Here is a 26,862-nt window from a genome sequence, read left to right as displayed (position 1 = left end):
AACTTTTAGCAAATAATAAGTCGCTGGTAAGCATTTAGAAACTATGACAATTATGAAAAACATAACAGGATTACTGCTTTTAATATTTCTTTTTACAGCATGTAAAAACGAGCCAAAAAAGGACTCTGACGCCTTAAGTACTATAAGTCCAAAATATGAAACGTATAATTATTCTGGATTTACAAAAGAAGAGATTTACGCATTCCATAAGCATATTTATGAAGGTGGCGATTGGACCGTATATGGTGATACGGAACGGTATTTTTACCTAAACTTCTCCGAAATAAAGAACCACTCACGCATACAAAGGTCCGATACACCAAAAATTCTTGAAGAAACACCAAGAGATGATGTGAAGAATTTTATTACCAAAACAGATTTAAAAAAAGGAGGTGGACTATCGTTAAACGACTATGTACAGCAAATAGAAGTTAATGGATTAATTATAATTCATAAAGGCAAAATCGTCTTTGAAGGCTATCCGAGAATGTTCCCAACTGATTTGCATATTAATATGCTAATAACCCAAGTCTTTGTTAGTACTTCAATTGCTGTTCTGGAGGATAGAGGTTTAATCGATACTAGCAAACCCATTGATTATTATTTTGATGACCTTAAAAATTCAGGTTGGGGAGGTGTTCCAATAATAGATATACTTTCTATGAGTTCCGGAATTGATCGTGTCCCATTGGAAACCTATGAGGTAAGTTTTGACCCAATTAAAGATTTAGCTACGGCAAAATCTACTAAACCATCAGGAACGGAGTACCAATTTTCGAATGCCGATGCTTACATATTGACGTTACTCGTTGAAAAAATTAGTGGTCTTACCTTTCGCGATTTTGTGGAACAGGAAATATGGAGAAAGATAGGGGCAGAATATAGTGCTCTTTTAGGAATCAATAAAAATGGCACCTCTATTTCATATGCCGATGGTCTGTCAACAACACTTCGAGATCTTGCTAGATTTGGTCTTGCTTTTACCCCTAGTGGTAGAAAGAACTCTAACCCAATAATTTCTGATGCATACTTATCTAAAATCCTGAATGTAAATAAAAATCTCAAAGAGACGTCACGGAATTTTAAAGAAACGATATATAGCAGTTATCAATGGGGTGCAGTATTCGAGGATGGCGATTTTTATAAAGGAGCACATGGAGGTCAAGGTCTTTATATATCACCTTCGAAAGATTTGGTTATCGCATTTTTCGGAACATCTAATACTGATCGTGAAAGGAATCAACTTGATGTCATCTCTCGACAGCTTTCTAAATCCGGACTGTTCGATCTTGAATAAAATGACCTACAATTGATACAGTAGATCAAATATCTACATTTTAGTAAATAATAAAAACTATGCAAAACAAAACAAGACTATTACTCCTAATGTTTATTATGCTAACGCCATTAAAGCTCTTCTTTATTTCGTCATGTATTTTTTTAGTTTAGTCATCAATATATGGAGCTCCAGAAGCTTTCAACATTTCTTCTAATTTATTCATGGAGATTTGAATTGTTTTTAATTTATTTTCTGCTGTATTAAGCATTGTATTGATAATTTGCATTTGCACTTTATTAGTTTCTGTAGGTCCATATGTAGATCTTTCTAGACTTAAATAAATTGTAAAAAGCTTATCATTGACCGAAGGTGGATTCTTTTCTCCAACTTCTGCTTTGGCTTGATTACCATAGTAATCAGATTTTAAAGTATTGATTTGATCTCTAATAGTTTCTAATTGTTTTAAACCCGTTTCTGGATTGGTTGTACTATGCATTAGTGCTTTATGCAATGCTTTAGTCTTTTTCTCAGCTTTGGCTATTGATTTATCAATGGCACTCGCCGTTCTGGAAGCAGTTTCATAACCACGCCAAAAAGCAGATGTAACTTCTGGTGTTGCTCCTTGCAGTGTGTTTTTATAAAGTGGCTTCACATTAAAATTTACTGGTTCATCTAGTTGTTTTATAGTTCCGTTATGTGATAAATATAGGGTTACGCTGTAAGTACCTGGTGCAGCTAATAAACCTCTTGATTCGTCTTCATTAGAACCTTTTTTATCATTAAGATCTATTGGGTTATAGCTAGGGTATCTCAGATCCCAAGCAGTTCTGTTAATTCCAGACGTTGCTTCTTTAAAGATGTTACGTATCACCTCACCAGCCTGATTTTTTATCACGAATACAAGTTGAGGCTTTTGTTCTAACTTTTCGTCTTCTAAGACTTTCCATCCTGGAAAGGGAATGTTTTGATTTTTAATATTCGTTTCTTTTGTTTTCCGTTGCTCTTTTTTCAATACTGGAGCTTCTTTTAAATAGTAGGTGAGTAGTGCTCCAAAATCAGGGTTCGGTGCTACAAAATGAGAATCACCTTGGCTTCCCTTATTCGCTTCAAAACTGAGTTGAGAACGCTGTACATACCACCAAGCATCACGAACGGGAAACAACTTGGCTTCTGCATTTAAATCCGTTTGGGAGATATTTCTTAAGGCTGAATAATCATCTAGAATATAAAATCCACGGCCAAAAGACGCTGCAACTAGATCATTTTCACGTTTTTGTATGGCTAAATCCCTAAATGAAATTGTTGGTACATTGCCTTTTAATGCAGTCCATTGCTTTCCACTATCCACAGAAAAGAATAAACCAAATTCGGTACCAATAAATAAGAGATTTGGTGACACATGATCTTGCACTAATCGCCATACCAAATGATTATTCGGAATGGTTTTAGTCAAAGATTCCCAAGTTTGTCCTTTATCGGAACTTTTATATAAATAAGGTTTGAAATCGCCATATTTATGATTATCCAATGCTATATAAACAGTATTAACATCGTGTAAATCAGCTTTGATATCATTTACAAAAGCAGTTGGCGGTACATCAGGTAATTGATTCACTTTAATTTGTCTCCAATTTACACCTCCATTTTCAGTAATATTAATCAAACCATCATCGGTACCCACATAGAGGAGCCCTTCTTGTTTAGGAGATTCTGAAAGTGATGTAATTGTATTGTAATTAGACATGGCATACACATCCCAAGCGTTATCCCAAGATTGTTGTTTACCAAATATAGGTAAGGTAATACGCTCTTCATTTTTCGTTAAATCTTCAGAGATTGCGGTCCAAGAATCGCCTCTGTTTTCTGATTTCCAAACACGTTGTGATGCAAAATAAATGGTAGATGGTTTGTGCGGACTCACAAGAATAGGAGCATCCCAATTAAAACGTTGAATTGCATCACCTTCGGCAGGTTGTGGCTGTATATCTATAGCTTCACCAGTTTTCATGTCTAAGCGCGACAGCGTTCCTTCCTGGCGTTCAGCATATACAATATTTGGGTTTCCCGGCTCAGTAGCTGGTTGATGCCCATCCCAATTAAGAATCACGCGCCAATCACTATTTTGTATACCATGAATGTTATCCGTACGAGATGGACCTCCTTCGGTACTATTATCTTGAGTACCTCCATATATATTGTAAAATGGTTTTGCATCATCTACTGCCAGTTTATAGAATTGAGTTACAGGTAAATTCTCAATGTATTTCCAAGATTTGGTTAAATCAAAAGATTCATATAAACCACCATCGGTACCAACCAGCAGGTAATTAGGGTCGTTTTTCCTAAAGGCTATGGCGTGATTATCACCATGTTTATTTTTCCTATTCATTCTATAGAAGGTCTTTCCACCATCTTCTGAAATTTGCATAGTATTGTCCATAAGATATAGACGATCTTTTTGATGTGGTGAGGCATATAATTCTTGATAATAATGTGGTCCAGTTCCGCCAGTAATGGTATTTGATTGTTTAGACCAAGAGCTTCCACCGTCGTCGGAGCGATACACAGCTCCGGTTCTACGGTCCAGTTCAATGGCTGCATACAACACATCTGGATTATGTGGAGAAATGGCTAAACCTGTTTTACCCATAGATGTTTTTGGTAAACCATTGGTTAATTTCTCCCAAGTATCACCACCATCATCGCTTCTGTATAATGCTGTACCAGGACCATTACCAATATAGGCAGCCACGGTTCTGTGACGTTGCCATGTCGCTGCATACATGCGGTCTGGATTTCTAGGGTCATATACTAATTCTGTGACACCTGTCCATTCGTTATCCCCAAGTGTTTTTGTCCAGGTTTTGCCTCGATCTTTACTTTTGTACAAGCCGCGCTGATCACCTTTACTCCAAAGAGGTCCTTGTGCGGTTACCCAAACAATATTACTGTTATCAGGATGAACTTTTACACGAGAAATATGTTGCGTTTCTTTAAGCCCCATATTAGTCCATGTTTGTCCACCATCATCACTACGATAAACACCATCTCCAAAACCGACATGGCGTCCACCAACATCTTCGCCTGTACCTACCCAAATGGTTTCCGGACGGTTAGGGTCTATGGAAACGGTTCCGATAGAGTAGGAGGTCTCCTTATCAAATATAGGTGTCCAAGTAGTCCCAGAATTAACAGTTTTCCATACACCACCAGAGCCTACGGCAACATACCAGATATTTTCATTATGTGGATGAATAGCAATATCTGCAATTCGTCCGCTCATAAACGCAGGACCAATGCTTCGGAGTTTAAAACCATTAAATGGATTTTCTGTTGTGGCTTTCTCTTGAGCTGAAGTCGTAAAAGCCATTAAAAATGTAAAAATGATTGTGCAAAAAATGCGAGAAAGAGTCTTCATTTTTTAATGTGATTTGTGAGATTTTAAAGTTAACGAAAATCTGATTCATATCGCCTCATCAATAGTGGTAACAAATTGTTAAAACAATCTTCTAACACAATATCTATTACTGCGGATCTTTTTCTTTCAATAAGTATTTGAGGATATCACAAAGCTTACCAAAAGAATATTTTTTTACACGAAGTGTACTTTATATTAGAGTTTAAAAGAAGTGAATATCCTATTTTGGGTAATTCTATCTATATTTATAATATGCGTTTGCAATTTCTCTTCAGCACTACCGAAATTAGTATATAACTTAATTTTTAAAAATTTAGGCTCTTTTATGTTGGGAGTATAATCATTAGGAAGTTTGATATTTAAATACCATTCTCCCTTTTCTGTATTTGCTATTATATACTCATCTGATGTGTACTTATTGGTGAGTTCATGATTTATCGTTTTCTTATCTTTTTCCATGGTATGACTTAACGCAACATATTGTTTTTTTGGATTAATATATTGCATTTCAAACTCTACCACAGGATGAGACCATTCTGTAACAACTCTCACATCGTATTTCGGTAACATAAAAAACTTTTGATCGATATTTTTTACCCTCCATTTTTGATTACGTTTGGATAATAAGTGTTTGAAATCATTGTCTATTTGATTTTGTAATCCATTAAATGATTCTATTGCTTTTACCTTGTTATTGGCGATCTTTTTAAATAAATCAACAGATTTCTGATACTGTTTCTCATTAGAATAACTATTAGCTAAATCTAGATATATCTGTGATTGCAAGGGGGAAACTTCAATAATTCTTTGATATACTTTTTGCGCGTGATCAAACAACTCTCTTTTTTCAAGATTGAAAGCCAACACTTTAAGAACAGAAGTGTTATTAGGAAATAATTCTATGAGATTAGAAAGAATCTGTACTCCTTTATCGTTCTGATTATTATCAAAAAAATAATCAGCGCACTCTACAAAAAAAGTGACATTATCCTTGTGAAACTCTCGCATATTAAGATACACTTCATAGGCTTTGTTGTAATCAGATTCCTTTTTAAATAAAGTTATAAAATTAGATTCCGGAGCATCAGATACAAGAAGTGGAGATGTAAACATTTTGACGGGAATATTGTTATCTTTTGGTTGTTTTTCTTTATTCCTGCCGGATAATCGTTTTCCTGATTTAGTAGTAATCAATATAACTCCATTAATTCCATAAGTACCATACAAATTAGTGGCCGCCAATCCTTTTAATACTTTTACACTTTCCACATCATACGAATTGAGTAAATCGGCTCCTTTTAATATATCAGGAGTATCTCCAAAGCCATTAGGAGGAGCACCAGCAGTAGGTATACCATCTATATATATTGCAGGTTGACTTGATCCCAAAAAGGTTTTTCGTGTACGGATCAAAATATCATTCAAACTATTTCGACTACTAAGTTGAACTCCAGTAAATTTACCAGCGATAGCTTGTCCCAAGTTAATTTGGTCATCTATTTCAACAGTCTGGACTGCATACCCTACAGATTTTTCATCTACTTTCCTCATTCCTACATCAACCATTTTTCGCTCTTCTCGGACTTTGGATTTGACAATAGCAGCATCCAAATTGGTCACCTTATCATTCATATTGATGTCAATAAAATTATCTTCAGGACTTACCTCTGCGATAACTTTTTCTTTATTAGCGCTGCTAAATACCAAAACATCTCCAGGTTCTACGGCGATCTTATAAGCACCATTTTTATCCGTAATGGTACCTCTATTTTTACCTTGTACTAGAATATTTATACCAGACAAAACATTTGTGTCATCCATAACTACACCTTCTATATACTTTTTTTGTGAGTTTGTGTTTTCGTTAGTAACAAACTCTAGACGGACCATTTTTTTATTTTCTTTAATAGCTTTTACACCAGAATTTGCATCAAGCTCTTTGAGGTTAATATGATATCCTAGACTATAAAAAGAAGTTTCATAAAGAAATTTTTTGTTGATTTTTGGAGTACTACTTATTGTGAATATTCTAGGGCTATACAGGTCTTTTTTGAAATTACCAAAATAGCCTTGACCATCAGTAAAAAAAAGTAAAAAGTCCGCTGTTACCTTTGTATTTATTAATCCAAGATCTAAAGTACCATCATAATGTACATCACTAAGTTTTTGTTTTAACGAACTCCAATCGGAGGACTTGATCTCTACGCTCTCATCAGTTAATAATTTTGAGTTTGCTATGACCAACTTTACTTTTGTATTCGGATATTCTTTAAAAAAAATATCCAAAAACTCAAACTCTATGGAGCTATTTTTGTCTTTTTGAGAAAGAGATGCATCCCAATAGATAGCCACATTTTTAGATTCCTCAGTAATTCGGTTTTTTCCAGTTAGATTAACACTACATAAAAGTGTGACAATAATAAGTATATATTTTCCCATAATGTTAATGTACAAAAAAAAGACTGAACCAATATTTATAAAAAAAATACTCCTGCTCGTTGGATTTTCTATTTTCCAAAAGTTTCTTTATAATGTTAGAAGCATCGTACAATGCTAAAAAAAACAACCTTCTAAAATCTAGAAGGTTGTTTGTTGTAATAGTTTGCTTTATTCTAAGAATGAACTCTTAGTTTATTACTAGTTTTAAAGTGCGTTTGGTGCCAGAACGATCTAAAATTCTAACCAAATATAATCCGGATTTAATTCCAGAAATATCAATGATCATATTGGTTGTACTCGTTGGCACCCTTAGCGATTTCAATTTCTTTCCGCTAAGGTCAGAAATCGTAATAATACTATTCTTTAAATCTGTTGCGTTTTGTACTGAAAAACTTGTAGTTGCAGGATTTGGGAATATCTCAAAAGATGTGTTTTCGATATTATTTTCTCTATTTACTGCAGTTTCACAAGTAGGAGCTGTTGTCGAATTACTAAAATAAATAGAGTAATCCTTTGCCACCAGTACAAAGTTTCTTTCATCAATCGTTACATAATAATCTCCATCCAAACCAGGGATGCCAGTACCATTCAAAGAAATTTGAGGATTTGTCTCATTGAAGTTCTGCGTAGCACTTGAAAAATCAATGTACCACGGAGCTGTATTTAAGTTAAATGAAAATTGATATAAACCATTATTTGCTAAATTCCAATTTAGTGTAAATAATGTGACACTGTCCATATTTGGACCACCAGTTCCTAGTACGTAAATATAATCATAAGAGGTATTTATACTGACTAAAGCAGTTTCTGTTGGTGCACCAAAAGTGCAATTACCTGTAGGTGGATCAATAATTATATCATCTGTAACGGTAATCATTACCGAAGCAGTATCGGTTCCACCATTTCCATCACTTACGGTAACAGTAGCGGTATAGTTTCCTGTTGTATATGTATGTGTTGATATAGCTCCCGTTCCAGAAGTTCCATCACCATAATCAATGCTATAAGTAAGTGTATCGTTATCTGCGTCTGTAGATCCAGAAGCATCCAAAACTACATCTAGAGGAGTAACTCCAGCTGTTGGAGTAGCAGTGAGGACAGCCACAGGAGCTGTATTTACTGGATCTGTATCACCAGCACACAACGGAGCTATATCTGAATTACTGCAGTAAATTGTAAAATCTCCAGTAGTAGAAACTAGTACCAGATTATCTCCGTCCAGGGTTACATAATAGCTTCCGTCTAATCCAACAAAGCTAGAACCGGCAATGGTGATTTGTGATGCAGCAGCATTAAAGTTTTGTGTAGATACGGCAATTAAATCATTATACCAGTTTGGAATACCATTGTTAGTACTTAACGAAAATTGGTATAAACCATTATTTCCTAAGTCCCAGTTGATAGAACAGTTGGTGATATTATCTAAATTAGGACCACGATCACCAAATACATAAATATTGGAATATGAATTATTTACTGAAGGTAATGGGGTAGCTCTTGGCGTATCGAAGGGACAAATTATTTCTTCACATGCGGTATCTACTACTAAGTCAATGGTTTGTACAATACCGCTACTAAAAACGCCATCGCTAACTGTTAAGGTAACTATCGCACTATCTTGATTGGTATAGCTATGTGACACATTAACACCCTCTGCTGTCGTACCGTCTCCAAAATCCCAGGAATAGGTCAAGGCGTCTCCATTTGGATCAAAAGAATCACTAGCATCAAATTCCACATCTGGACCTCCACATCTACCATTATCACTTGTGAATAATGCTACAGGAGGTTTTGGTTCTGTTGTTTGGCCAAAATCGACATCACTAGTCGCGTAAAAAGCTTCTTCAGTAAGAGATCGTTGCCAAATACTATAAATAACGTGTTTGCCAGTTCTTGGAGGAAGTATCACATCTATATTGTCAATTGCAGATGCTTCTCGCGGTTCTGTTTCCACAAGAAGTTCAAGACTATCCCAAGTTAAAGGTTGATCTGGAGTCCAGCTCTCTTTCGTAATGTATACTCTATAATACAATGTTTGATGCGGAGCTGTATTGGTCCAGGTTACAGTAAATGGACCAGGAGTAACCGGTGTAGTAATCCAATCATCCCGAACTTGATCGAGTCCACCGTATTTATCAGGTCTTCCTGCACTGGCTAGATTACCATCTGGGATAATTTCTCGATGCATACCGTTGGCATCCATACGTGCAACTTCATTCCAGTCATATAAAGCTTGAGTACCATATAAAGCGACTGCATCAATACAAGCAGGCGAATCCGGGCTCTCAGGATTCTCTTGAAAACAAATCCATACTCTGCTAGGAGGACTTGTTACAGTACCATGTGAAAAAATGGTTTGAAGACTAGGAAAAACGAAAGCAACACATATCAATAGTAGAGCAGACATTTTTTTTAGGTAAGAAATAATCTGACCTAAGATTGAGGTTTTAGAGTTTGTATTTTTCATGTTGTTATTGAATTGTTAGTAATGAATTACTTTTCAAAAAAACAGGGTGGTTCAATAACAATTATGAAATTAGTATTTATTATCCTTGTTGTCAATGAATTAACATTTTTTAAGTTAATATTTAACATACATAAAGAATATGAAGTGTTTGTATTCCAACCAAAATACTCAATGATTATGATAAAATATTAGGTCGTTGAGATTTGATTTCACAAATATTGTGAAGTGATAGCATACTATTAATGATATTATATTTTGTTTCATATTTAAAAATGGGGTATTTCTACGTGTACATAAAATAATGACAAAGTTTTAGCTTTAACAAAAATATCTTTAACAGATAATTTCCCGATTACTTTTAATAGTAAATACCTAAAACTTTAACCCATGCAAAACAATACATTTACAGTAGCAGATTATTTATTAACTCGCTTAAAACAACTTGATGTTACAGAATTATTTCAGATCCCTGGAGATTACGTTAAAAACTTCACTCAAGCTTTAGAAAAATTTAAAGGGATTGAGACTATTGGAACTTCTAATGAATTAGACGCTTCTTATGCCGCAGATGCCTATGGAAGAACCAGAGGATTGTCTGCTGTTTCATTACAATATGGTGTTAGTACTTTTAGTGCATTAAATGCAGTAGCTGGTGCTTATGTAGAATCCAGTCCAATGGTGGTTATAAGTGCCACACCAGGTTCTAACGACCGACAGATTGGAAATATGTATAATGTTTTATACCATCACTCCACAGGAAACCTAAAAGCGGATCAGGAGATTTATAATCATGTTACAGTGGCTTCAGAAACTTTAAGTACTTCTGTTGGCGCAGCTAAAAAAATTGATAAATTAATAATTGCAGCAATTACACACAAAAAACCTGTGTATATCGCGGCTTATAGTGAAGTGTGGGGTGAGCCTTGTAAGCGCCCTTCGAAAAAGAAGCTACAGCCTAAAGTTAAAAAGAGCAAACCAGATGCACTGCTAAATGCTGTAGATCAAGCCTGGACACAATTAACCGCTGCAAAACAACCCATGATTTTTGCAGGTGTAGAAGTGTTACGACACGGTTTATCGGATTTACTTCAAAAAATAATAGACGCCAGTGGATTTGTATATACAACCACATCGCTGGGTAAAACGGTACTGGATGAAAAAGGAGATCAATTTATTGGTACCTACTCAGATGCCGCCTCTATAGAAAATGTAACCAATTATGTAAAAGCATCTGACTGTTTCTTAACCTTAGGAGCGCTCATTACCGATGACTATTTATGGTTCGTTGAAAATAAATTTTCTGATATGGTGATGGCAACGACAACAGAAATCAGGGCTGGATATTATACGTATAAAGACGTTACCATGAAAGACTTTATGGAAGCCTTATTAGAGCGTTTTGAAAACAGTACATCCTATCCATTAAAAAACAAAGCTCCTAAACAACCTAAATATCCAGAACCCTGGAGTTCATCATCAGATCCAAAATACAATAACAAGTCTGATGTTATTACCTATAATCGCTTTTTTCAACACACTGTTAAGCATATAGAAGATAACAAGCTGTGGGATGACATTAATCTAACATTTGGTGTGAGTTCTGCAATGTATGTTGCCACCAATATTTATGGAATGAAACAAAACAGCTTTATCAGTTCTGCTGCCTGGCAATGTATTGGTTATGAAACAGGTGCGGCATTAGGAGCACAATTAGGAAGTAAAAAACAATCCTGGACAATCGCTGGTGATGGCGGTTTTATGATGATTTGTCAATCGCTTTCAACCTTGGCAAAATATGATGTAAACAGTGTCATTTTTGTAATGAGTAATCAAGTGTATGCCATAGAACAAGTTTTTGTAGATGTAGATGCTTTTTGCCCAAATGGTACATTCGATGAATTTGACAATCTAGCAAAATGGGATTATATGGCCTTAGCAAAGGCTTATGGAGCTAATGGGTATCAAGCCTGTACCATAAAGGAACTAAATACTGTACTGAAAACAATTACAAGCACAAAAACAAACAAACCTACTTTAGTGGAAATTGTAATTCCTGAAAAAGATTTAGCAGGACAAATGAAAAATCTAACCCCTCAAGTAATGAACTGTAACAACTAAAAAATATAACAAATGGAAAATAAGACCTATTCAATTTTTGGAGCTGGAGCTGCTGGTTTATATACAGCATGGAGATTACTGCAAGGAAAACCAGCTAATGCAAAAGACAAATCAAAAAATTTAAAAGAAGGAGATACGTTGGAATTATATGATTGGGGTAAATACCAATTTTCTGAAGAAGATAAAGGAACCCGTGCAGCAGGAGCCAGAGTTTGTACCTGGCATTATCAAGATGATCCAGATGCTTCTTATTTAGAATTAGGCGGAATGCGTTATTCTGCCTGGGATTATAAAAAAACAAAGAACAATCCAAATCCTAACGATGGTAATAATCCGGGACATCGATTAGTAACCAAAACCATTAGTGAAATTGGTTTAGAAAAGTACTCTGTACCTTTTAACGAAGCTAGTGATCCACTTTTATCTTTAAGAGCAAAAAGCATGTATACATCAGATATTGACGCTAGTAACCCTGCGCCGTATAATGTAAATAATTATGGAGCTGACTCAGGACCAGATGACGGTTTTACCAAAATTGAAAGCGTTGGGATTGATGTTTCTGAAGATGCATTACCACCTACAAGAAATGAATGGTGTTCATTTTATGAAGAAGGAAAAATAACGAAAGATTTAGGCGATGAATCTATCTTTGAAAAAGGACAAAAATTAAAAGATATTGGGTATTGGAATTTAGCCTATGATGTTTTAGGACAAGAAGGTTTTGGTTATTTAGCAGATGGAAATGGATATTCTTCCAACGTGGTAAATAGTAATTCTGCACAATCGTTTGAAGTAAATAATGAGTTTACACCAGGAACACTATACAAAACATTAACCATTGGGTATTCTGGTATTTTTTCTACACTTTTTCAGGAAATTGTAAAACTTGCGGAAGAGACAGGCATCTGTTTTGAGTACTATCCAAATACAAGACTACGTTCTATTTTAGAGAATAAAAACGTAATTCATTATACAACAGCAAGTAGAAAAGAACCTACTAAAGAATTGGATTCAAAAACCTGTGATGCTGCATTTTTAGCCATGGGAAGGTATGCGATCGATTTAGTAGCGCAGGCTACACGTTACATGAACAAGAAAAGAGGTGATTTTGATGTTTTAAATGACAATAAAGTACAATTGTATTTAGAATCTGTTTTAATGCAACCTTCTTATAAAATTGGGATGTTTTTTGAATCTCCCTGGTGGAGAGACGATATTCCTTCCCCACCCAAATATCCTGCAAAATTAAATAGTTATTTTTTAACGCAGGAAGGGATTAAAGCGCTTAAGAAAGATAAATTTCCTGCTAAATACTTAAAAGCAATAGAAAAAGCAGCTTCAGAGGCTGCAAAGGCAAAGCAATTAGCAGAAAAAGAAAATAAAGCGTATGATAATTCAGTGACCTCCCTTATTGATGTTACTTATGATACTGAAGCTTCTTTTTTAAATGCAGCAGAAACAATTGTAGCAGCTAACTTTAGCTATAAAGAAGCACAACAAATTACAGGAGTAGCGCATTTAGATACGATCGGACCAAGTGCTACAGATATGCCTATTAGACAAGTAGTTTATTTTGGGGACAATGCACGTAATAAAAAAGGAAAGAAAATCTACGGTATTTTGGCCAGTTATGACGATATACAATACACTACTTTCTGGAAAGCCTTAGAAATTGGACCCAACAGAGAACGTAAAGTAGCGGAGTCTCAGAATACGCAACCCTTAGAAGGTCCCCGTAAAGCACCACCTATCATGGTAAAAATGTTGCGCAAACAATTAGCAAGCTTACATTTTGGCGATCAAGCAAGTTACACAGCGGTTCCAGAGCCTTTAGAAACTAAATATATGGATTGGTCTTTACCACCATTTAATGCAGGATATCATGCTTATTTTTCTCATTATAATATTGGAGATGTACAGCAAAAAATACGAAAACCATCATCCTTAGTAAAAGGTAAAGACAGTAACCTCTTTATTGTTGGATCCACATACTCTAACGATCAGGCCTGGGTAGAAGGTGCTTTTTGTACTGCAGAATCCGTTTTGAACGATTTCTTCAATATAGAAAAATTAATAGATGATAAGGAGTACCCTTTTATTTGTCCGAAGTAAACACAATATCAGAAAAGTAGTAATCTTATAAAGTAAATTATTATGAAAAAACCACAACAATCTTCGGTAAGACCTTACAAAGAGTGGGAGGAAGGACTCCCAAAAGGAAAGAACAATGGGACGCAATTCGGTATTTTGTCGAAACTTCATGGCACTTGGGTAAACTGGAAAGACGGTCCGACAGGATTGCATACAACACCTATGCCTTCACCTGGTTCATCATCAGAGACCATTTTTGGAGTATTCCACTTTAAATCTCAGGAGTACAGAGAGCAGCTCAAGTTCACTCAAGTTAATGCACCTGTCCGTAACCGTGCAGGATCTAATGAGCAGTTTAATGGAGCTGTTAAGTATGAAACTGCAATTATAGACAACGATAACGATCTTCAGCACTTTGAGGACGGAATGTACTTATGGCTGGGCGATCACCAGATGCCTTGGAGTGAAGAAAGTCCGTACCAAAACCCTACAACGATGTTCAAACATACAGCAGATGCTGAATCCGTGAAAACAGATGGTGCAGAACCTGTATTCGGACCAGGAGAATTGGGACCTCAATTTGTACCTCCATATCAAATTTCTCGTTCAGGTGTGATTCCTCATGGTACAACCATCCACTTAACAGGGAATATCACCGAGTCTGGAGAAGGAAAGGCTCCACATATTGCCGACCTCTGGGAGCAACAATATTTATCTGTATCACCAAGTATGGGAATCAATCCTGAGAAGGACTTAATCCCAGGATCTCTGGAGAAGCCAAAATGGACAGAACTCCCTCGCGAAGAACAAAATCCTGACGGAGGTATAGGTAACAGTGGCGTAAATAGTGGACGTGCTTACTTTGAAAAGATTTTTAACTATGACCAATTTGGTGCGAAGTTCCCATACACAGTACAACCTAATCTGAAGTTAAGTGAAGCCAATGAAAGGTTAGAGTTTAAAAAGTATGATATGATCGAGTTGGACTCGTTCCACAACACCGGTGTTCAAGGTGCTACTATAAACAACGTGATGATTGAGCGCTACTGTAGGGTTACCAGAATGCGCTATCGCATGTGGATTGAAGAGGTTTATGATGAAGATTTTGGAGGCGTGATCGAACAGCTACAGTACGAGCAGATCGTGGACTTTGAGTTCCAGTTTGGATCAAATGGAGGAACAACGCTATGGCCTCATATCCAGGTGAACACCTTACGTCGTGAGAAAGATATTCCTGTAGACAGACGCCTACCATCAATTAAATTACCAACAGAAGTACATGATGAGGAAGTACTTAAAAAATCTAATGCTGCTAGCATTTGTCCAGTGATGAGACATACTCGTCATTAAAAGTAAACCTTACTTATGTTAAAATGAGCTTCCTCCTTAGGCGGAAGCTCTGTTAAATATTAGTTGTTAATATAAAGTGGAGTCCGAAAATCACATTAAAAACGGGGCGTATTCTGAAAAGCCAAAAGAGTAGGAGTAATTAATTAAAAAATTATGGCAAAAAGTAAAACTAATGCAATAGAGAGAGTATTAAGTGGAGAGGTAATAGCTACTGTTAATGTAGGAGTAAGCCCCGCTGCAATGGCGGTAACATCCGATTCTACTAGTCTGTATGTCACGAATAGTAATAACTATAGTATAGGAGGTAGTGATACTGTGACTCTGATCGACTTAAACAGTATGATGCCAGCAAAGACTATTAGCCACGAATCATTCAATCAACCTTATACGGTTACCTTGTCAAGAAATGAAAAGAAAGCCTATGTAACCAATTCTAATAGTACAACCATTAGTATTATCGATACAAAATCAAATGAAGTTATTGGTGTAATTGACGGGTTTAACGGACCATCCGGAATGGTTATTTCTCCTAATGGAAAAAAGGCCTATGTAAATAATTATGGAGCTATAAGCACCATGCCTTCTGGTGAAGGTAATACTGTTACCGTAGTTGATTTAGAAAATGAAACAATTATTGAACATATACGACTCAGTGAATATGGAGAATTTCCAGCAGCTCCAGCAGCAATTGCCATAACCCCAAAAGGAGATTTTGTGTATACGGGCAATTATGTAACAGGAAATCCTAATTCAGGTACGGTATCGAAAATTTCTACCCATACAAATAAGGTCGTAGATAGCATTACCGGGTTTTTCGGACCTTTTTCAATAACGATTGATGCTGAAGGGAAACATGCGTATCTAACTAATTTTGGAAGTAATAATTTTGCTCCATATGGTGAAACTGTCGGAGTTTTAAACCTGAAAAACCATAAGATTACGGAGATCAACACCGGAGGAATTCAACCAGCTGGTTTTGCCATTACTACGGATGGCAAGTATGGTTTTGTATCTAATTATAACACATTATATCGTAGTGGAGCTCCTAATTTTACTGGATTAACAGCTGGACAAGGTACCGTAAATATCATTGACTTAAAAACAAATGCATTAGTTGCTATGACGATTAATGTAGGTCAAGCTCCGGGATCTATACTCATGACACCAGATGGTGAGCATGCCATTGTATCAAATTATATCGGTAATACTGTGAGTATTATTCGTGTTTATCAAGATTAATTATTATAAACCTCACCAAATGCACAAAACTGTATAAGCGGTCAATTCTAGTATCGCTTATACAGTTAATAAAAAATCTTTTCAAGATAATAATAGAATGTTTTTAGGAATTGAAACCTTTATATTTATTCCCAGTAATCACTAAGCCGTCTCAATGAGTTTGTTTACACTGAGCTTATTAATGGGGCAAAGAGATGGAGTATAGTTGAACTAAGTATTTATTAATATTCTTTAATATTTTGCAGGTTCTCAATCTTTCTAATATATTCTGTAGGAGTAAAATTTGTTATTTCTTTGAATGCCTTATAAAAAGTAGATTTAGAATTAAATCCAACATCAAACGCTATAGATACAACGGTGTACTCTTTATGTTTATTTTCTTTGATTCTTTGTAAAAAATCTTCAACTCTATATTCATTAACAAGTTCGTAAAAAGTTTTTTTATAGCTATTATTGAGAACCCAAGACAATTTATTGGTTGTAGTACTAATTTCATTGGCTAAAATAGATAAACTTAATTCTGGTCGACGATATCCTTTCTCTGTCTTTAAGAAGCTATCAATCAAATTTCGAATCTCATTTATTTCTTTTTCGTCAAGCCCACTCTTTTTTTTAGATTCATTTTGATTCTTTAGTGGAAACCGAATTTTGAATATTTCTGGATGTTTTAAATTATAAAACCCTACTATATAAATTTGTATACCAAAAATTAAACATGATATGTCCCAGATCATTCTAATATCGATTGGTAATTTAACAATAAAACGTTCTACAATACCTAACAACCAAAAAAACATATAAATAAACAAACAAATGAGCATGATTTTTATATACTTTATGATAGTTTGATTAAAGGATAGCTCTTGTTCTTCATTTTTCTTATAGTAATTCAATAGCCTATTAGATTTGAATAAATAAGCCGAGATAAAAACAAAAAATATAAGGTCGTTGTAAAACAGCAAAGTGTTAAAATAACTCCTTAGATCTTTTATGGAATCATAAATATAAATGTGAAAAAAGCAGTATGCTATGTATAATAGAGCAGGTATATAGTGATAGTATGCTAAGCGATAATGTCCGTTTTTATAAAAAAGTAACCTTCTAATATAGGTATAAACTAGAGGTCCAATAAAAAGATAAAAAGTATTAATGATATTACCATATAGCCTCAAAAAATCTCTTTCAAATTGATGGCCTATAGCCCTTTCGAATAGAAAAAGACTATAAATAGCTAATAAATACTGTATAACCCTGTTTGCTCCGGTATGCTTTTTAGGAATATACTGGATAGCAAAAATCAAAAAAATACACTGACCAATAATTAATACCAGGAAAAGCTCATATAACGATATATTCATCCGATTATAATTTTATCATTACTGCGTTTTAATACAAAAAAATGAGATTACTATTTTTTATCATTTAGTTAGCATGCGATCTTTATTTATGTAAGGACTAAAAAATAGTCTGATACTATAGTTTAGGACATCTAATAATGAAAATAGTTACATCTAATGACAAAAAATAATTTCCTTTACAAGAAATCAAATTACGAATATGAAACCTAATTATTTATTTACCCTTATTTGCTGTCTATTACTATCATGTAAAAACAGTGGTCAATCAAAATCGAGCAATACATCATCAAACGAAATTGAGAACTTATTTTATTCAACAGTAGACTTTACAAAAGGTAAAATTACAAGAGAGAATTATTCAAAAAAATTCAATCTATATAAGGACACTTCCTTAAGTATTGTTTTTAACTTAGATAAACCATTAATACAGAGTCTTCAAGAATTAGCTCCAACTTTATCGGAAGAAGAACTGTTAAGTAAAGGAAATTTTCAATTTACATACATAGTCGATGGGAAAATAATTTATGTAGAGAACCTAAACACAGGAGCGGGACCAAAAACCAGGAAAACAGAAAAACTTAGACAAGTAATACCACTAGTAACACCAGAACGAATAGGTTTTTGGGGTTGGTTTATGTGGCAACGATTTATGAAATTAAATGGTGGGCAAGATGTATTTACAGAAGGAAATCATACGTTAAGTATCGAAGTAAGACCCTATTTAAAAGAAGAAGTATTAAAAGTTGGACCTCTTTTGGCAAAAGGAAATATCGCTGTAGAAGTGCCTAAAATTTATATAGATGAAAATTTAGTTCCTGTTCAGAAAATACAGCCTAATAGTGGTTGGGAAATCTCTAAAGATAATTTTGATGACAATAAAATTGAAGCACTTAATAGAAAAATAGTAGAAGGTAGGTTTGAAGATATTAATGGAATTGTGGTGATAAAAGATGGTAAACTGTTAATAGAGGAATATTTTAACGATGCAACAAGAGATCATTTACACAACCCCAGGTCCGTAGGAAAATCATTTGCTTCTACAATAATGGGGATAGCCATTAAAGAAAAATTTATAAAAAATGAAAACGCTTTATTAAAAGACTTTTATGATTTAAGATTATATAAGAATTATAGTACCAAAAAAGATGCTGTAACCCTAAAATCGCTTTTAACCATGAGTTCTGGATTTCTAGGTGATGATTGGGATGATGAAAGTCCAGGTACTGAAGATAAGATGCAATCTACTGATAACTGGGTGAAGTTTACTTTAGATTTACCCATGCATAAAGACAAAATAATAGGTAAAGATTATAATTATTTTACTGCTGGGTCTAATTTGCTAGGTGATATTATTCATAAATCAGTTCCTGATGGATTGGTTTCATATGCTGATAAAAAATTATTTAAGCCATTAGATATTACCAATTATAAATGGTTTTATACCCCACAAAATGTTGCATATACAGGTGGTGGTATAGAACTACGAGCTATTGATTTTGCCAAATATGGACAATTATATAAAAACAAAGGACTTTGGAACGGGAAACAAATCCTAACTGAAGAATGGGTAGAAAAAAGTTTAGCCAAACAAGTATCTCAGGATTATGGAGGAATAGAAGGCTTGCATTACGGTTACCTTTTCTGGAATAGAGTATATACAGTCAATGATAAAGATTATGAAGTGTCTTTTGCCACAGGAAATGGTGGCAATAAGATTTTTATTTTCAAAGACATTCCTTTTGTTATTGTCATTACGGCTTCAGCATATGGTAAACCAGGTACTCACAGAAACATTGATAAAATGATGATTGATTATATTTTACCAGCTCTGTTAAATCCTTAAAATGTAGTGAATATTTAGGATGATCATACTTAATGCATATCCTTAACTGTCATATTGATTTTGTTTACACTGAGCTTGCAGAAGTGTCAAAGGAATAAGAGAGTAGGGGAACGCTACATAGCGTGAAGAATGGGTATTATCTATTTTATAATTTTGTTAAAACTTCCAGTTTTTCAAATACAATAACCTTATACATAGCACTAACAGGAACTTTATTATTTTCAATTAATAAATGGGTTCTAGTTGCTTTTGAAACTCTATTTAAATTAGCAATGTATGATTTATGTGTGCGTTGGAAATTTTTAGATAATAAAGTAGTGATATTAATTAGTGTCTCAGAAATAAGATACATTCGTGAATCGGTAAAGATTTTCAAATAATTTCCGAAACTCTGAATGTATAGAATTGATTTAAATGAAATGTTAACCGGCACGCCATCATGTTTTATTTGAAGTTCTTCACTTACACTATTTTTTTTAGAGTCTTTTATTTTTGAAGCAGAAACTTTATTTATGGCTTTTATAAAGCGTTCAAGTTTTATGGGTTTCAATAAATAATCCACAACACCATAATTATAACTTTCTAATGCATACTCAGAATAAGCCGTAGTTAAAATCACTTTAGGTGGTTTTAATAGAGAACGCAAAATTTCCATTCCATTAAGTTCTGGCATTTTTATATCAAGAAAAATGAGATCAACGTCATTTTGTTGAATGAAATTGATAAATTCAAGTGGATTCCCAGTACTAAGTACAATATCAAAGTTCTCAATTTTAGAGCAGTATTCTTCTAACACTCTACGTGCTAGTAATTCATCATCAACAATACCAATTTTTATCATCTTATATGGTTAAATCAATAGTTAAGTTAACATGATATTCGTTTCCTTTATCGGCGATATTTAATGTATAAGCATTAGGATATAATAGGCCTAAACGTCTTCTTACATTTTCAAGCCCTAATCCGTTTCTATTTGATGCAATAACCACCGTAGGCTTTGAATTAACCACAACAAAATGTAGCGTAGTATCTTTTATAGTGGCATAAATATCAATTTTACTTTGTTCATTAGTGCTTTGCGCTCCATGTTTAATAGCATTTTCAACAAAAGGAATTAACAACATGGGTGAAATTTTTAGTCCAGAAAGATTACCTTCAATTACTAATTCAACAATGCATCGTTTACTGAGTCTTTTTTCTTCAAGTAAAAGATAGTTTTCTATAAACTCAAGTTCTTCTTTTAATAAAACCGTTTCTTTTTTTGAACTCTCTAATTGATACCGCATTAATTCTGAAAGCTGCATAACAACATCAGGAGTTTCGGGTGATTGTTGCCTAGAAAGTGCATAAATACTATTTAATGAATTGAAAAAAAAATGTGGATTCACTTGCTCTTTTAAATAGTTAAGTTCCATCTCTTTTTGTAACTTTTCTTTGTCTTCTTTTTCTCTTTGAATGATCATATTTCTTCTTAAAAAAAAGACAGCCATTCCGGCTCCTGTAGTATAAATTAAAAAGAAGATCATTTTGTAAACACCATACCAGCCATCCTTCCAATACCCTTTCAAATATGCCACAAAAAACACACTCCCAATAAGAAGTATTGTATATAAAAAGTAGCGTCTCTTATCAAAAACAGATGGAATTAGAACGAAATGATTTATCCATATGATGGCCATAATTGCCATTGTATAATTAAAACCATGTAAGTAAAAATAAAAAGTAGTATCAAATCTATCCTTAATCGCCCACATACTTAATACTTCAAGTGTAAGTACCAATAAAAAGGCTCCAATATTAAGGAGTATTGTATGCTGTAAAGAGGTTTTAATCATAAACTATTTTAATAACTAATAAAGATACTATCTATAAATACAAATCGTCTTTATTTCTTTATGAAAGAGGTATATCAATGACGAAATGGTTTGATCATTTAATTATTGGGTTCATCCTATTAATAGATTTAGACATTGAATATACTATACATTTATTCAACATTTAAGTAAAAAAATAAATAATGACAAAACCACATTTTATTTTGACACTTGTATTTGCACTAGTATTAAATGCGTGCAATACTAAAAAACAGAAAGTAAACGAACCTGATTTCCCTCATTTAACAGAACACAATGAAGCAGCAGTCACCTTAGGTGAAATATCTTCACTTCATTCAAAAGTATTAAACAAAACTATTCCACTATCAATCCATTTACCTGCAAACTACGATAGTTCCAAGAAAACCTATCCCGTGCTGTATATGTTGGGTTCAGATTACCGTGCCCGATTTGCCATGTTAGCTGCTACATTAGATTACATGGGCGAAGGGCAAATTCCGGAGATGATACTCATTGGAATAGATCTACCCGAAGGAAATAGTATTTTGTTGCCAACAAGGGAACATAAGGACACAACTATTCCGGATAATTATATTAAATTCTTTGATACAGAGCTGATGCCGCACGTTGATAATAAATACCGGACTGCTCCGTTCAAAGTACTTTATGGCGCTTCTAACAGTGGGTTTTTTACTGTTTATGCGCTGCTCAATAAGCCCCATCTGTTTAATGGCTATTTTGCAAGCAGTCCATCAATTATGCACATACCAACAGTGCTTCAACAAAAAATAAAATCGGGTCCGTTAAAAACCCTTGCAGAAAACAGATCGCTACACATCATTTATAGCGATGAAGAGGGGTTAACAGATATTGTTTCTGAATTCTCTCTTGTTGTAGAAGATCATAAACCAGAGAGTTTTACCTATAAAGTAGATGAATTGGTGAACCAGGGTCATGTGCCAGCGATGGATTTTATATTGTTTCTTCTTGCGTTATATCCTGACTTCAATCCCTTCAATCCCGGTGAAAACCTGGAATCATTGGATAAAGTGACACAACATTTCGATAGGTTATCAAAACGATACGGGTATGAAATCAAGCCACCTATAGGCGTCATATTTAACCTTGGTTTTCACACGATACTAAGTAAGGATTTAATTGCCGCAGAAGAAATCTTTCAATATTCCATAGAAGTGTATCCTGAAGGGAAGGAATCTTATCTCGGAATGGGACTTGTACGCAGAGCTCAAGGTCAGCTTGAAAGTGCTAAGGTCATGATCGAAAAAGCACTGACAATTGATCCAGAATTTTCACTTGCTAAAAGATGGCTACAAAGACTCGAGAAATGAAACCTGGTTTTATTCATCAAAGATCTATTGGGTGGATTTATTAAATTAAAAATAGAAATAGTCAACTGGTTTAATCACAAATCAATTAGCTAGGAAAAACAGAAAATATGAAAATTATCAAATTATTAATACTGACATGTGCTTTATCGTTAAACACTGTCTTTGCTCAAGAAAATATCACAAACGGAAATTCGCAAATAGAGAATGGATCTGCCTTAGAATCACCTCAAATTAGGGTAATTCCGATAAAAGATTCTAATAATGAAAGAAATTATGAATTGTATATAGAGTTACCAGAAGATTATTCAGAGAATGAAAGCAAAAAATATCCTGTTCTTTATTATACAGATGCTATGTGGCATCTAGAAATGCTATCCGGATCTACAGAATTCATGCTAGAAGACGTTATTCTAGTTGGAATTTCCTGGCAGAAGGACGTTGCAGAAGATTTAAAGCAACAATATGGAGCTCACGCTAGCCGATTTACTGATTATTCTTTCTGGAAAAAATCCAATCCTAATCATCCTAAATTGAAATTTGGCCAAGCTAAAAATCACTTGGCATTTATTCGCAACGATGTTATTCAATATGTAGATGACAACTATCGTACGGATCCAGACAGTCGCACTTATTTTGGTTACTCACTAAGCGGTGCATTCGGGGCTTATATACTATTGACTCAACCTGATACTTTTGATAATTATATTCTTGGTAGTCCATTGAACAAAGGCTTAATTCCATACCTCTCTGAGATTAATACCAAATTAGGAGCTTCCGAGTCAAATGAGAACAATACATTACACGCTAATGTATATATCGCTTATGGTACATTAGAAAAAGAAAAGGACGAACCTATAGACGAATTTATTAAATTACTGGATAGTAGAAAAAATTTAGATTTATCCATTCAAAATAAAGTAATCGAAGGTGATCATCAAACTGCTTTCCCAAGGATTGCTGTACAAAGTGTCGCTTGGTTATCTTCCCTGATGAGTCATGTTTCAAGTGAAACCAATGAGGTGTCATTCTGGGATATTCCACACCTCAATAATCCATTTATTACTACAACTCCAGAGGACAGAAAAGATGGAATATCAGTGGATACATTAGCAGTGAGTAATAACAATCGAAATGCAATCCTTAAACTTTCTAAAGAGATTTTTGATGGCAAATATGGGAATTATGATGCCTTACTCATTTCACACAAAAATAAATTAGTTTTTGAATCCTATTATAAAAAAGGTCGTATCAACTTACCTCACGGACAAGCATCAGCAGTAAAAGCATATACTAGTTTGGTTTTGGGAAGAGCTATTCAAATGGGTTACCTATCTATGGAAGATCTAGACAAACCCTTGATTGGTTTTCTAAAAGATGTTGATCCTAAGAAGTTTACCAAAGGAGCAGAAAAAATTACACTTCATAAAGCATTAACCATGCACGGAGGACTGAATATAGATAGAGATAAGTGGAAAGAAATTGAGAATGATTCAGTTCGATTAAAAGGCCAAGGGCTTGTTCAGACGCTTCTAGAGCAGAGTGAACCTATAACTTCAGAATCTCAGACATATTTGTATGGTAATTTTAATCCTATGCTGGTGATGACGGTCATTGATGCCGTTGTTCCTGGTACGGCTGAGGAATTTATTAAAACTGAGCTTCTTGATAAACTCGGTATTACCAATTATAAATGGTCAAATAATATAAGCGGGTTACCAGAGGCTGGGTGGCGTGTACGTATGATGTCTCGCGACATGATCAAATTGGGTAATTTGGTTATTCATAAAGGAAAATTAAATGGTAAACAACTTATTTCTCAAGAATATCTTACTAAAGCTACCGCTGGCATAGTGAAACCAACTCAAGATTGGATGCCAAAAGACTATCGCTATGGCTATTTTTGGTATCAAACACTCCTAAAAGTAGGTGATGAAAGTTATGACACTACATTAGCTTGGGGAGGTGGTGGACAACGTGTTATAGTGATCGAAGAACTAGATTTGACCATTGTAATTTCTGGTCATGATGGTGAAGATGATAAAATAATGACTCAAATTTCTGAAATCATTATACCTACATTTATTACGAAATAACTCCTAAATCACTTGATTTCTCAGCTGTTACATTGATCTTGTCGAAGTGTTGTGGAATGGGATAGGAGCGAAGTTGACATGTGTATACAAAGGATAATTAAATTCTAGCGCAATATTTTTAAAAAAGAATAAAAGAGTTGCATTATTTTTGCTATTCATATACGTTGCATAAATCCTGAAAGTTTGTTAAAGAAAAGAGAGCAATTACCACAAGAGCAATTAATAGATGCAGATTATTTCATTTACTGTTTAGAAGCAGTTGATGATATAGAAACGAACGATATTACTGAGGCACAAAAAAAATTAGAACAATTGACCTCTCAGTATGGCGTAGCTAGTATTTATAAAACGTGTGATACCATTGAAGGTTTAGAAGCTAGCTTAAATGCATTGGTTTTAGATGATCATAATTTCAAAAACTACGAAATAATATACTTCATTATATCAGGAGGAGCAAATAGTATTTGTTTAAATGATTATTATTATAGTCTACAAGAAATTGCAGAAATTTTTGAAGGAAGGTTACAAGGAAAGATTTTACATTTTTCAAATGCAAAAGTTTTAGATTTAGACGAAGAAGAAGCACAATATTTTTTGGATATCACTGGCGCAAAAGGTGTTTCTGGATATGGTAGTGAATGTAATGGAATGACTAGCTCAAATCTGGATATTGCATTCTTTAACTTATTTAAAGAAGATGAGAATATGTTAGATGTCGTAGAAGAGTTGCATCAAAGACATTACAAAATCTGTAAACTACTTGATTTTAGGTTGTATTATTAAATCTGCGAGATGATGCGGCTAGAATTATGAATTACAATTTTGTATCATAATGTACTTGCGTGCCGCCTATCCGCCGAAATGTAATAGAAGTAATAAATTTTGCTTTGGGATGGTCGAATGAGGAAGGTCTAGTAGACCTTTTGAAGTAGGAGCGAGGTGGTGCGATGGCGTTTATTTGCTCTATAGTTTATTTTAAAAGTTTTCTAACGAAAAGTTTCTTTAAAAAAGGTAATGAAACACTTATTACCCGAAACTACGTGGTTCCTGAGCTGTCACACTGAGCTTGTCGAAGTGTTGTCGAAGGGATAGGAGAGTAGGGGAATGTGTGTGGAATGGGGGTTATTACCTATCACATAAATTGTACTCTTAAATTTTATGCATTTAACTAAATTCACTATATTACACCAATAGTATGATTATTTAAACACATAATAATGGCCACAATTAGAAAAACAATCACATTTACAGAGAAACAAGATAAATGGATAAAGTCTCAAATTAAGGCAGGAGAGTTCACAAATGATAGTGAGTATCTTCGTGATTTAGTAAGACGTGACCAAGCTAAAAAAGCAAAGTTCTCAGCACTTAAAGCTGCTATAACTGAGGGCATGGATAGCGGTATTAGTGATAAAACTGTTCCAGATATTATGAAAGAAGTCGAAGAGCGTATGCGAGCAGATGGGCGTTTATAAAGTATCAAGAAAAGCAGAGATGGATCTTGCCAAAATGTATGAATATGGTATTGAAACATTTGGGTTAAAAGAAGCTAAGGATTACTTATTAGGAATGCATACACTGTTTCAAGTATTAGCGGATAATACTAATCTTGGACGTGATGCATCAGAATTTATTCTATCATTAAAACGATTTTCTTATAAATCCCACACTATTTTCTATTTGTCTACCGATATTGGTATTTTAATTATTCGTGTATTAAACCAAAGCATGGATTATGAAAAGAATTTATAGTCTATAACGCACATCCGTATACAATAAAATGATAATTTTTAAAGTTTAAAGCAATTTTATATGAGTTTAATAAATTGATCCAGTGAATCAATTTATTGAATCTGCGAGAAGATGCGGCTGGGAATCGATATAAAACACCTGACGGTGTCGTTATATCTGCAATTATGTTAATCCGCCGCGGCGGACCGCTGTTGTGCTTCAATAAATACATTTGTACTATAATGTACTTGC

At 34.3% G+C, this 26,862-nt stretch carries 17 protein-coding genes; 11 read left to right on the top strand and 6 right to left on the bottom strand.

The features are described 5' to 3' along the window. Nucleotides 1-52 precede the first annotated feature (52 nt). On the top strand, nucleotides 53-1,297 hold the full coding sequence (locus Q0829_RS03610) for a serine hydrolase (RefSeq protein WP_298540028.1): 1,245 nt from the start codon (nucleotides 53-55) through the stop codon (nucleotides 1,295-1,297). Nucleotides 1,298-1,445: 148 nt separating this feature from the next. On the opposite strand, the gene Q0829_RS03605 is transcribed toward Q0829_RS03610, so the two are convergent. The 3 genes from Q0829_RS03605 to Q0829_RS03595 all read right to left on the bottom strand — a co-directional run bounded on the left by Q0829_RS03605 (nucleotide 1,446) and on the right by Q0829_RS03595 (nucleotide 9,603). Beyond that, nucleotides 1,446-4,697 carry a sialidase family protein gene (locus tag Q0829_RS03605; RefSeq protein WP_298540026.1) on the bottom strand — a complete coding sequence of 1,084 codons (3,252 nt, stop codon included), beginning with the start codon at nucleotides 4,695-4,697 and terminating at the stop codon, nucleotides 1,446-1,448. Nucleotides 4,698-4,892: 195 nt separating this feature from the next. Next, complete coding sequence (locus Q0829_RS03600) at nucleotides 4,893-7,136, bottom strand: carboxypeptidase-like regulatory domain-containing protein (RefSeq protein WP_298540023.1); 2,244 nt, start codon at nucleotides 7,134-7,136, stop codon at nucleotides 4,893-4,895. A gap of 187 nt (nucleotides 7,137-7,323) precedes the next feature. Further along, complete coding sequence (locus Q0829_RS03595; protein ID WP_298540021.1) at nucleotides 7,324-9,603, bottom strand: lytic polysaccharide monooxygenase; 2,280 nt, start codon at nucleotides 9,601-9,603, stop codon at nucleotides 7,324-7,326. A 387-nt stretch (nucleotides 9,604-9,990) separates the two neighbouring features. Here Q0829_RS03595 and Q0829_RS03590 point away from each other — a divergent pair, with 387 nt between their 5' ends. The 4 genes from Q0829_RS03590 to Q0829_RS03575 all read left to right on the top strand — a co-directional run bounded on the left by Q0829_RS03590 (nucleotide 9,991) and on the right by Q0829_RS03575 (nucleotide 16,401). Next, nucleotides 9,991-11,721: a thiamine pyrophosphate-dependent enzyme gene (locus Q0829_RS03590; RefSeq protein WP_298540019.1), complete on the top strand. Its 1,731-nt coding sequence runs from the start codon at nucleotides 9,991-9,993 to the stop codon at nucleotides 11,719-11,721. A 12-nt stretch (nucleotides 11,722-11,733) separates the two neighbouring features. Then, a complete protein-coding gene (locus Q0829_RS03585; RefSeq protein ID WP_298540017.1) occupies nucleotides 11,734-13,833 on the top strand; it encodes a hypothetical protein in 2,100 nt (699 codons plus the stop codon). A gap of 42 nt (nucleotides 13,834-13,875) precedes the next feature. Continuing rightward, the gene (locus Q0829_RS03580) at nucleotides 13,876-15,162 is read left to right on the top strand and encodes a peroxidase, FMP-type (RefSeq protein ID WP_298540015.1); all 1,287 of its coding nucleotides are present in this window, start codon (nucleotides 13,876-13,878) and stop codon (nucleotides 15,160-15,162) included. A 153-nt stretch (nucleotides 15,163-15,315) separates the two neighbouring features. Then, nucleotides 15,316-16,401, top strand: a complete 1,086-nt coding sequence (locus Q0829_RS03575) for a hypothetical protein (protein ID WP_298540012.1) — start codon at nucleotides 15,316-15,318, stop codon at nucleotides 16,399-16,401. A gap of 221 nt (nucleotides 16,402-16,622) precedes the next feature. Here the strand turns inward: Q0829_RS03575 and Q0829_RS03570 are convergent, their stop codons facing one another. Continuing rightward, entirely contained in the window at nucleotides 16,623-17,294 is a 672-nt protein-coding gene (locus Q0829_RS03570) for a helix-turn-helix domain-containing protein (RefSeq protein ID WP_298540009.1), read from the bottom strand. A gap of 664 nt (nucleotides 17,295-17,958) precedes the next feature. Here Q0829_RS03570 and Q0829_RS03565 point away from each other — a divergent pair. Further along, nucleotides 17,959-19,602: a serine hydrolase gene (locus Q0829_RS03565; protein WP_298540007.1), complete on the top strand. Its 1,644-nt coding sequence runs from the start codon at nucleotides 17,959-17,961 to the stop codon at nucleotides 19,600-19,602. Between the two features lie 145 nt (nucleotides 19,603-19,747). Here Q0829_RS03565 and Q0829_RS03560 read toward each other — a convergent pair whose 3' ends face one another. Together Q0829_RS03560 and Q0829_RS03555 are read right to left on the bottom strand one after the other, a co-directional pair. After that, nucleotides 19,748-20,443 (bottom strand): LytTR family DNA-binding domain-containing protein, encoded by a 696-nt coding sequence (locus Q0829_RS03560; RefSeq protein WP_298540005.1) that lies wholly within the window; start codon nucleotides 20,441-20,443, stop codon nucleotides 19,748-19,750. A gap of 1 nt (nucleotide 20,444) precedes the next feature. Next, nucleotides 20,445-21,437, bottom strand: a complete 993-nt coding sequence (locus Q0829_RS03555) for a histidine kinase (RefSeq protein WP_298540003.1) — start codon at nucleotides 21,435-21,437, stop codon at nucleotides 20,445-20,447. A 182-nt stretch (nucleotides 21,438-21,619) separates the two neighbouring features. Here Q0829_RS03555 and Q0829_RS03550 point away from each other — a divergent pair, with 182 nt between their 5' ends. The 5 genes from Q0829_RS03550 to Q0829_RS03530 all read left to right on the top strand — a co-directional run bounded on the left by Q0829_RS03550 (nucleotide 21,620) and on the right by Q0829_RS03530 (nucleotide 26,631). Beyond that, complete coding sequence (locus tag Q0829_RS03550; RefSeq protein WP_298540001.1) at nucleotides 21,620-22,786, top strand: alpha/beta hydrolase-fold protein; 1,167 nt, start codon at nucleotides 21,620-21,622, stop codon at nucleotides 22,784-22,786. A gap of 107 nt (nucleotides 22,787-22,893) precedes the next feature. Next, nucleotides 22,894-24,879, top strand: coding sequence for a serine hydrolase (locus tag Q0829_RS03545; protein WP_298539999.1), 1,986 nt, complete (start codon nucleotides 22,894-22,896; stop codon nucleotides 24,877-24,879). Nucleotides 24,880-25,062: 183 nt separating this feature from the next. Continuing rightward, entirely contained in the window at nucleotides 25,063-25,662 is a 600-nt protein-coding gene (locus tag Q0829_RS03540) for a DUF6642 family protein (RefSeq protein WP_298539998.1), read from the top strand. A gap of 434 nt (nucleotides 25,663-26,096) precedes the next feature. Continuing rightward, nucleotides 26,097-26,354: a type II toxin-antitoxin system ParD family antitoxin gene (locus Q0829_RS03535; protein ID WP_298539995.1), complete on the top strand. Its 258-nt coding sequence runs from the start codon at nucleotides 26,097-26,099 to the stop codon at nucleotides 26,352-26,354. Further along, nucleotides 26,341-26,631: a type II toxin-antitoxin system RelE/ParE family toxin gene (locus Q0829_RS03530; RefSeq protein ID WP_298539993.1), complete on the top strand. Its 291-nt coding sequence runs from the start codon at nucleotides 26,341-26,343 to the stop codon at nucleotides 26,629-26,631. Before Q0829_RS03535 ends, Q0829_RS03530 begins: the two co-directional genes overlap by 14 nt. Nucleotides 26,632-26,862 lie beyond the last annotated feature (231 nt).

The sequence above is a fragment of the uncultured Aquimarina sp. genome, assembly GCF_947492405.1.
In the GTDB taxonomy this organism is placed as follows: domain Bacteria; phylum Bacteroidota; class Bacteroidia; order Flavobacteriales; family Flavobacteriaceae; genus Aquimarina.
Note: the sequence above shows the minus strand (reverse complement) of the source record. Positions and strands in the feature narration are given on the sequence as shown.

Coding starts and splice junctions, on each gene's coding strand:
- Q0829_RS03610 (WP_298540028.1), top strand. CDS start 53: ATGAAAAACATAACAGGATTACTGCTTTTAATATTTCTTTTTACAGCA.
- Q0829_RS03530 (WP_298539993.1), top strand. CDS start 26,341: ATGGGCGTTTATAAAGTATCAAGAAAAGCAGAGATGGATCTTGCCAAA.
- Q0829_RS03560 (WP_298540005.1), bottom strand. CDS start 20,443: ATGATAAAAATTGGTATTGTTGATGATGAATTACTAGCACGTAGAGTG.
- Q0829_RS03590 (WP_298540019.1), top strand. CDS start 9,991: ATGCAAAACAATACATTTACAGTAGCAGATTATTTATTAACTCGCTTA.
- Q0829_RS03565 (WP_298540007.1), top strand. CDS start 17,959: ATGAAACCTAATTATTTATTTACCCTTATTTGCTGTCTATTACTATCA.
- Q0829_RS03600 (WP_298540023.1), bottom strand. CDS start 7,136: ATGGGAAAATATATACTTATTATTGTCACACTTTTATGTAGTGTTAAT.
- Q0829_RS03535 (WP_298539995.1), top strand. CDS start 26,097: ATGGCCACAATTAGAAAAACAATCACATTTACAGAGAAACAAGATAAA.
- Q0829_RS03575 (WP_298540012.1), top strand. CDS start 15,316: ATGGCAAAAAGTAAAACTAATGCAATAGAGAGAGTATTAAGTGGAGAG.
- Q0829_RS03555 (WP_298540003.1), bottom strand. CDS start 21,437: ATGATTAAAACCTCTTTACAGCATACAATACTCCTTAATATTGGAGCC.
- Q0829_RS03605 (WP_298540026.1), bottom strand. CDS start 4,697: ATGAAGACTCTTTCTCGCATTTTTTGCACAATCATTTTTACATTTTTA.
- Q0829_RS03595 (WP_298540021.1), bottom strand. CDS start 9,603: ATGAAAAATACAAACTCTAAAACCTCAATCTTAGGTCAGATTATTTCT.
- Q0829_RS03550 (WP_298540001.1), top strand. CDS start 21,620: ATGACAAAACCACATTTTATTTTGACACTTGTATTTGCACTAGTATTA.
- Q0829_RS03580 (WP_298540015.1), top strand. CDS start 13,876: ATGAAAAAACCACAACAATCTTCGGTAAGACCTTACAAAGAGTGGGAG.
- Q0829_RS03545 (WP_298539999.1), top strand. CDS start 22,894: ATGAAAATTATCAAATTATTAATACTGACATGTGCTTTATCGTTAAAC.
- Q0829_RS03585 (WP_298540017.1), top strand. CDS start 11,734: ATGGAAAATAAGACCTATTCAATTTTTGGAGCTGGAGCTGCTGGTTTA.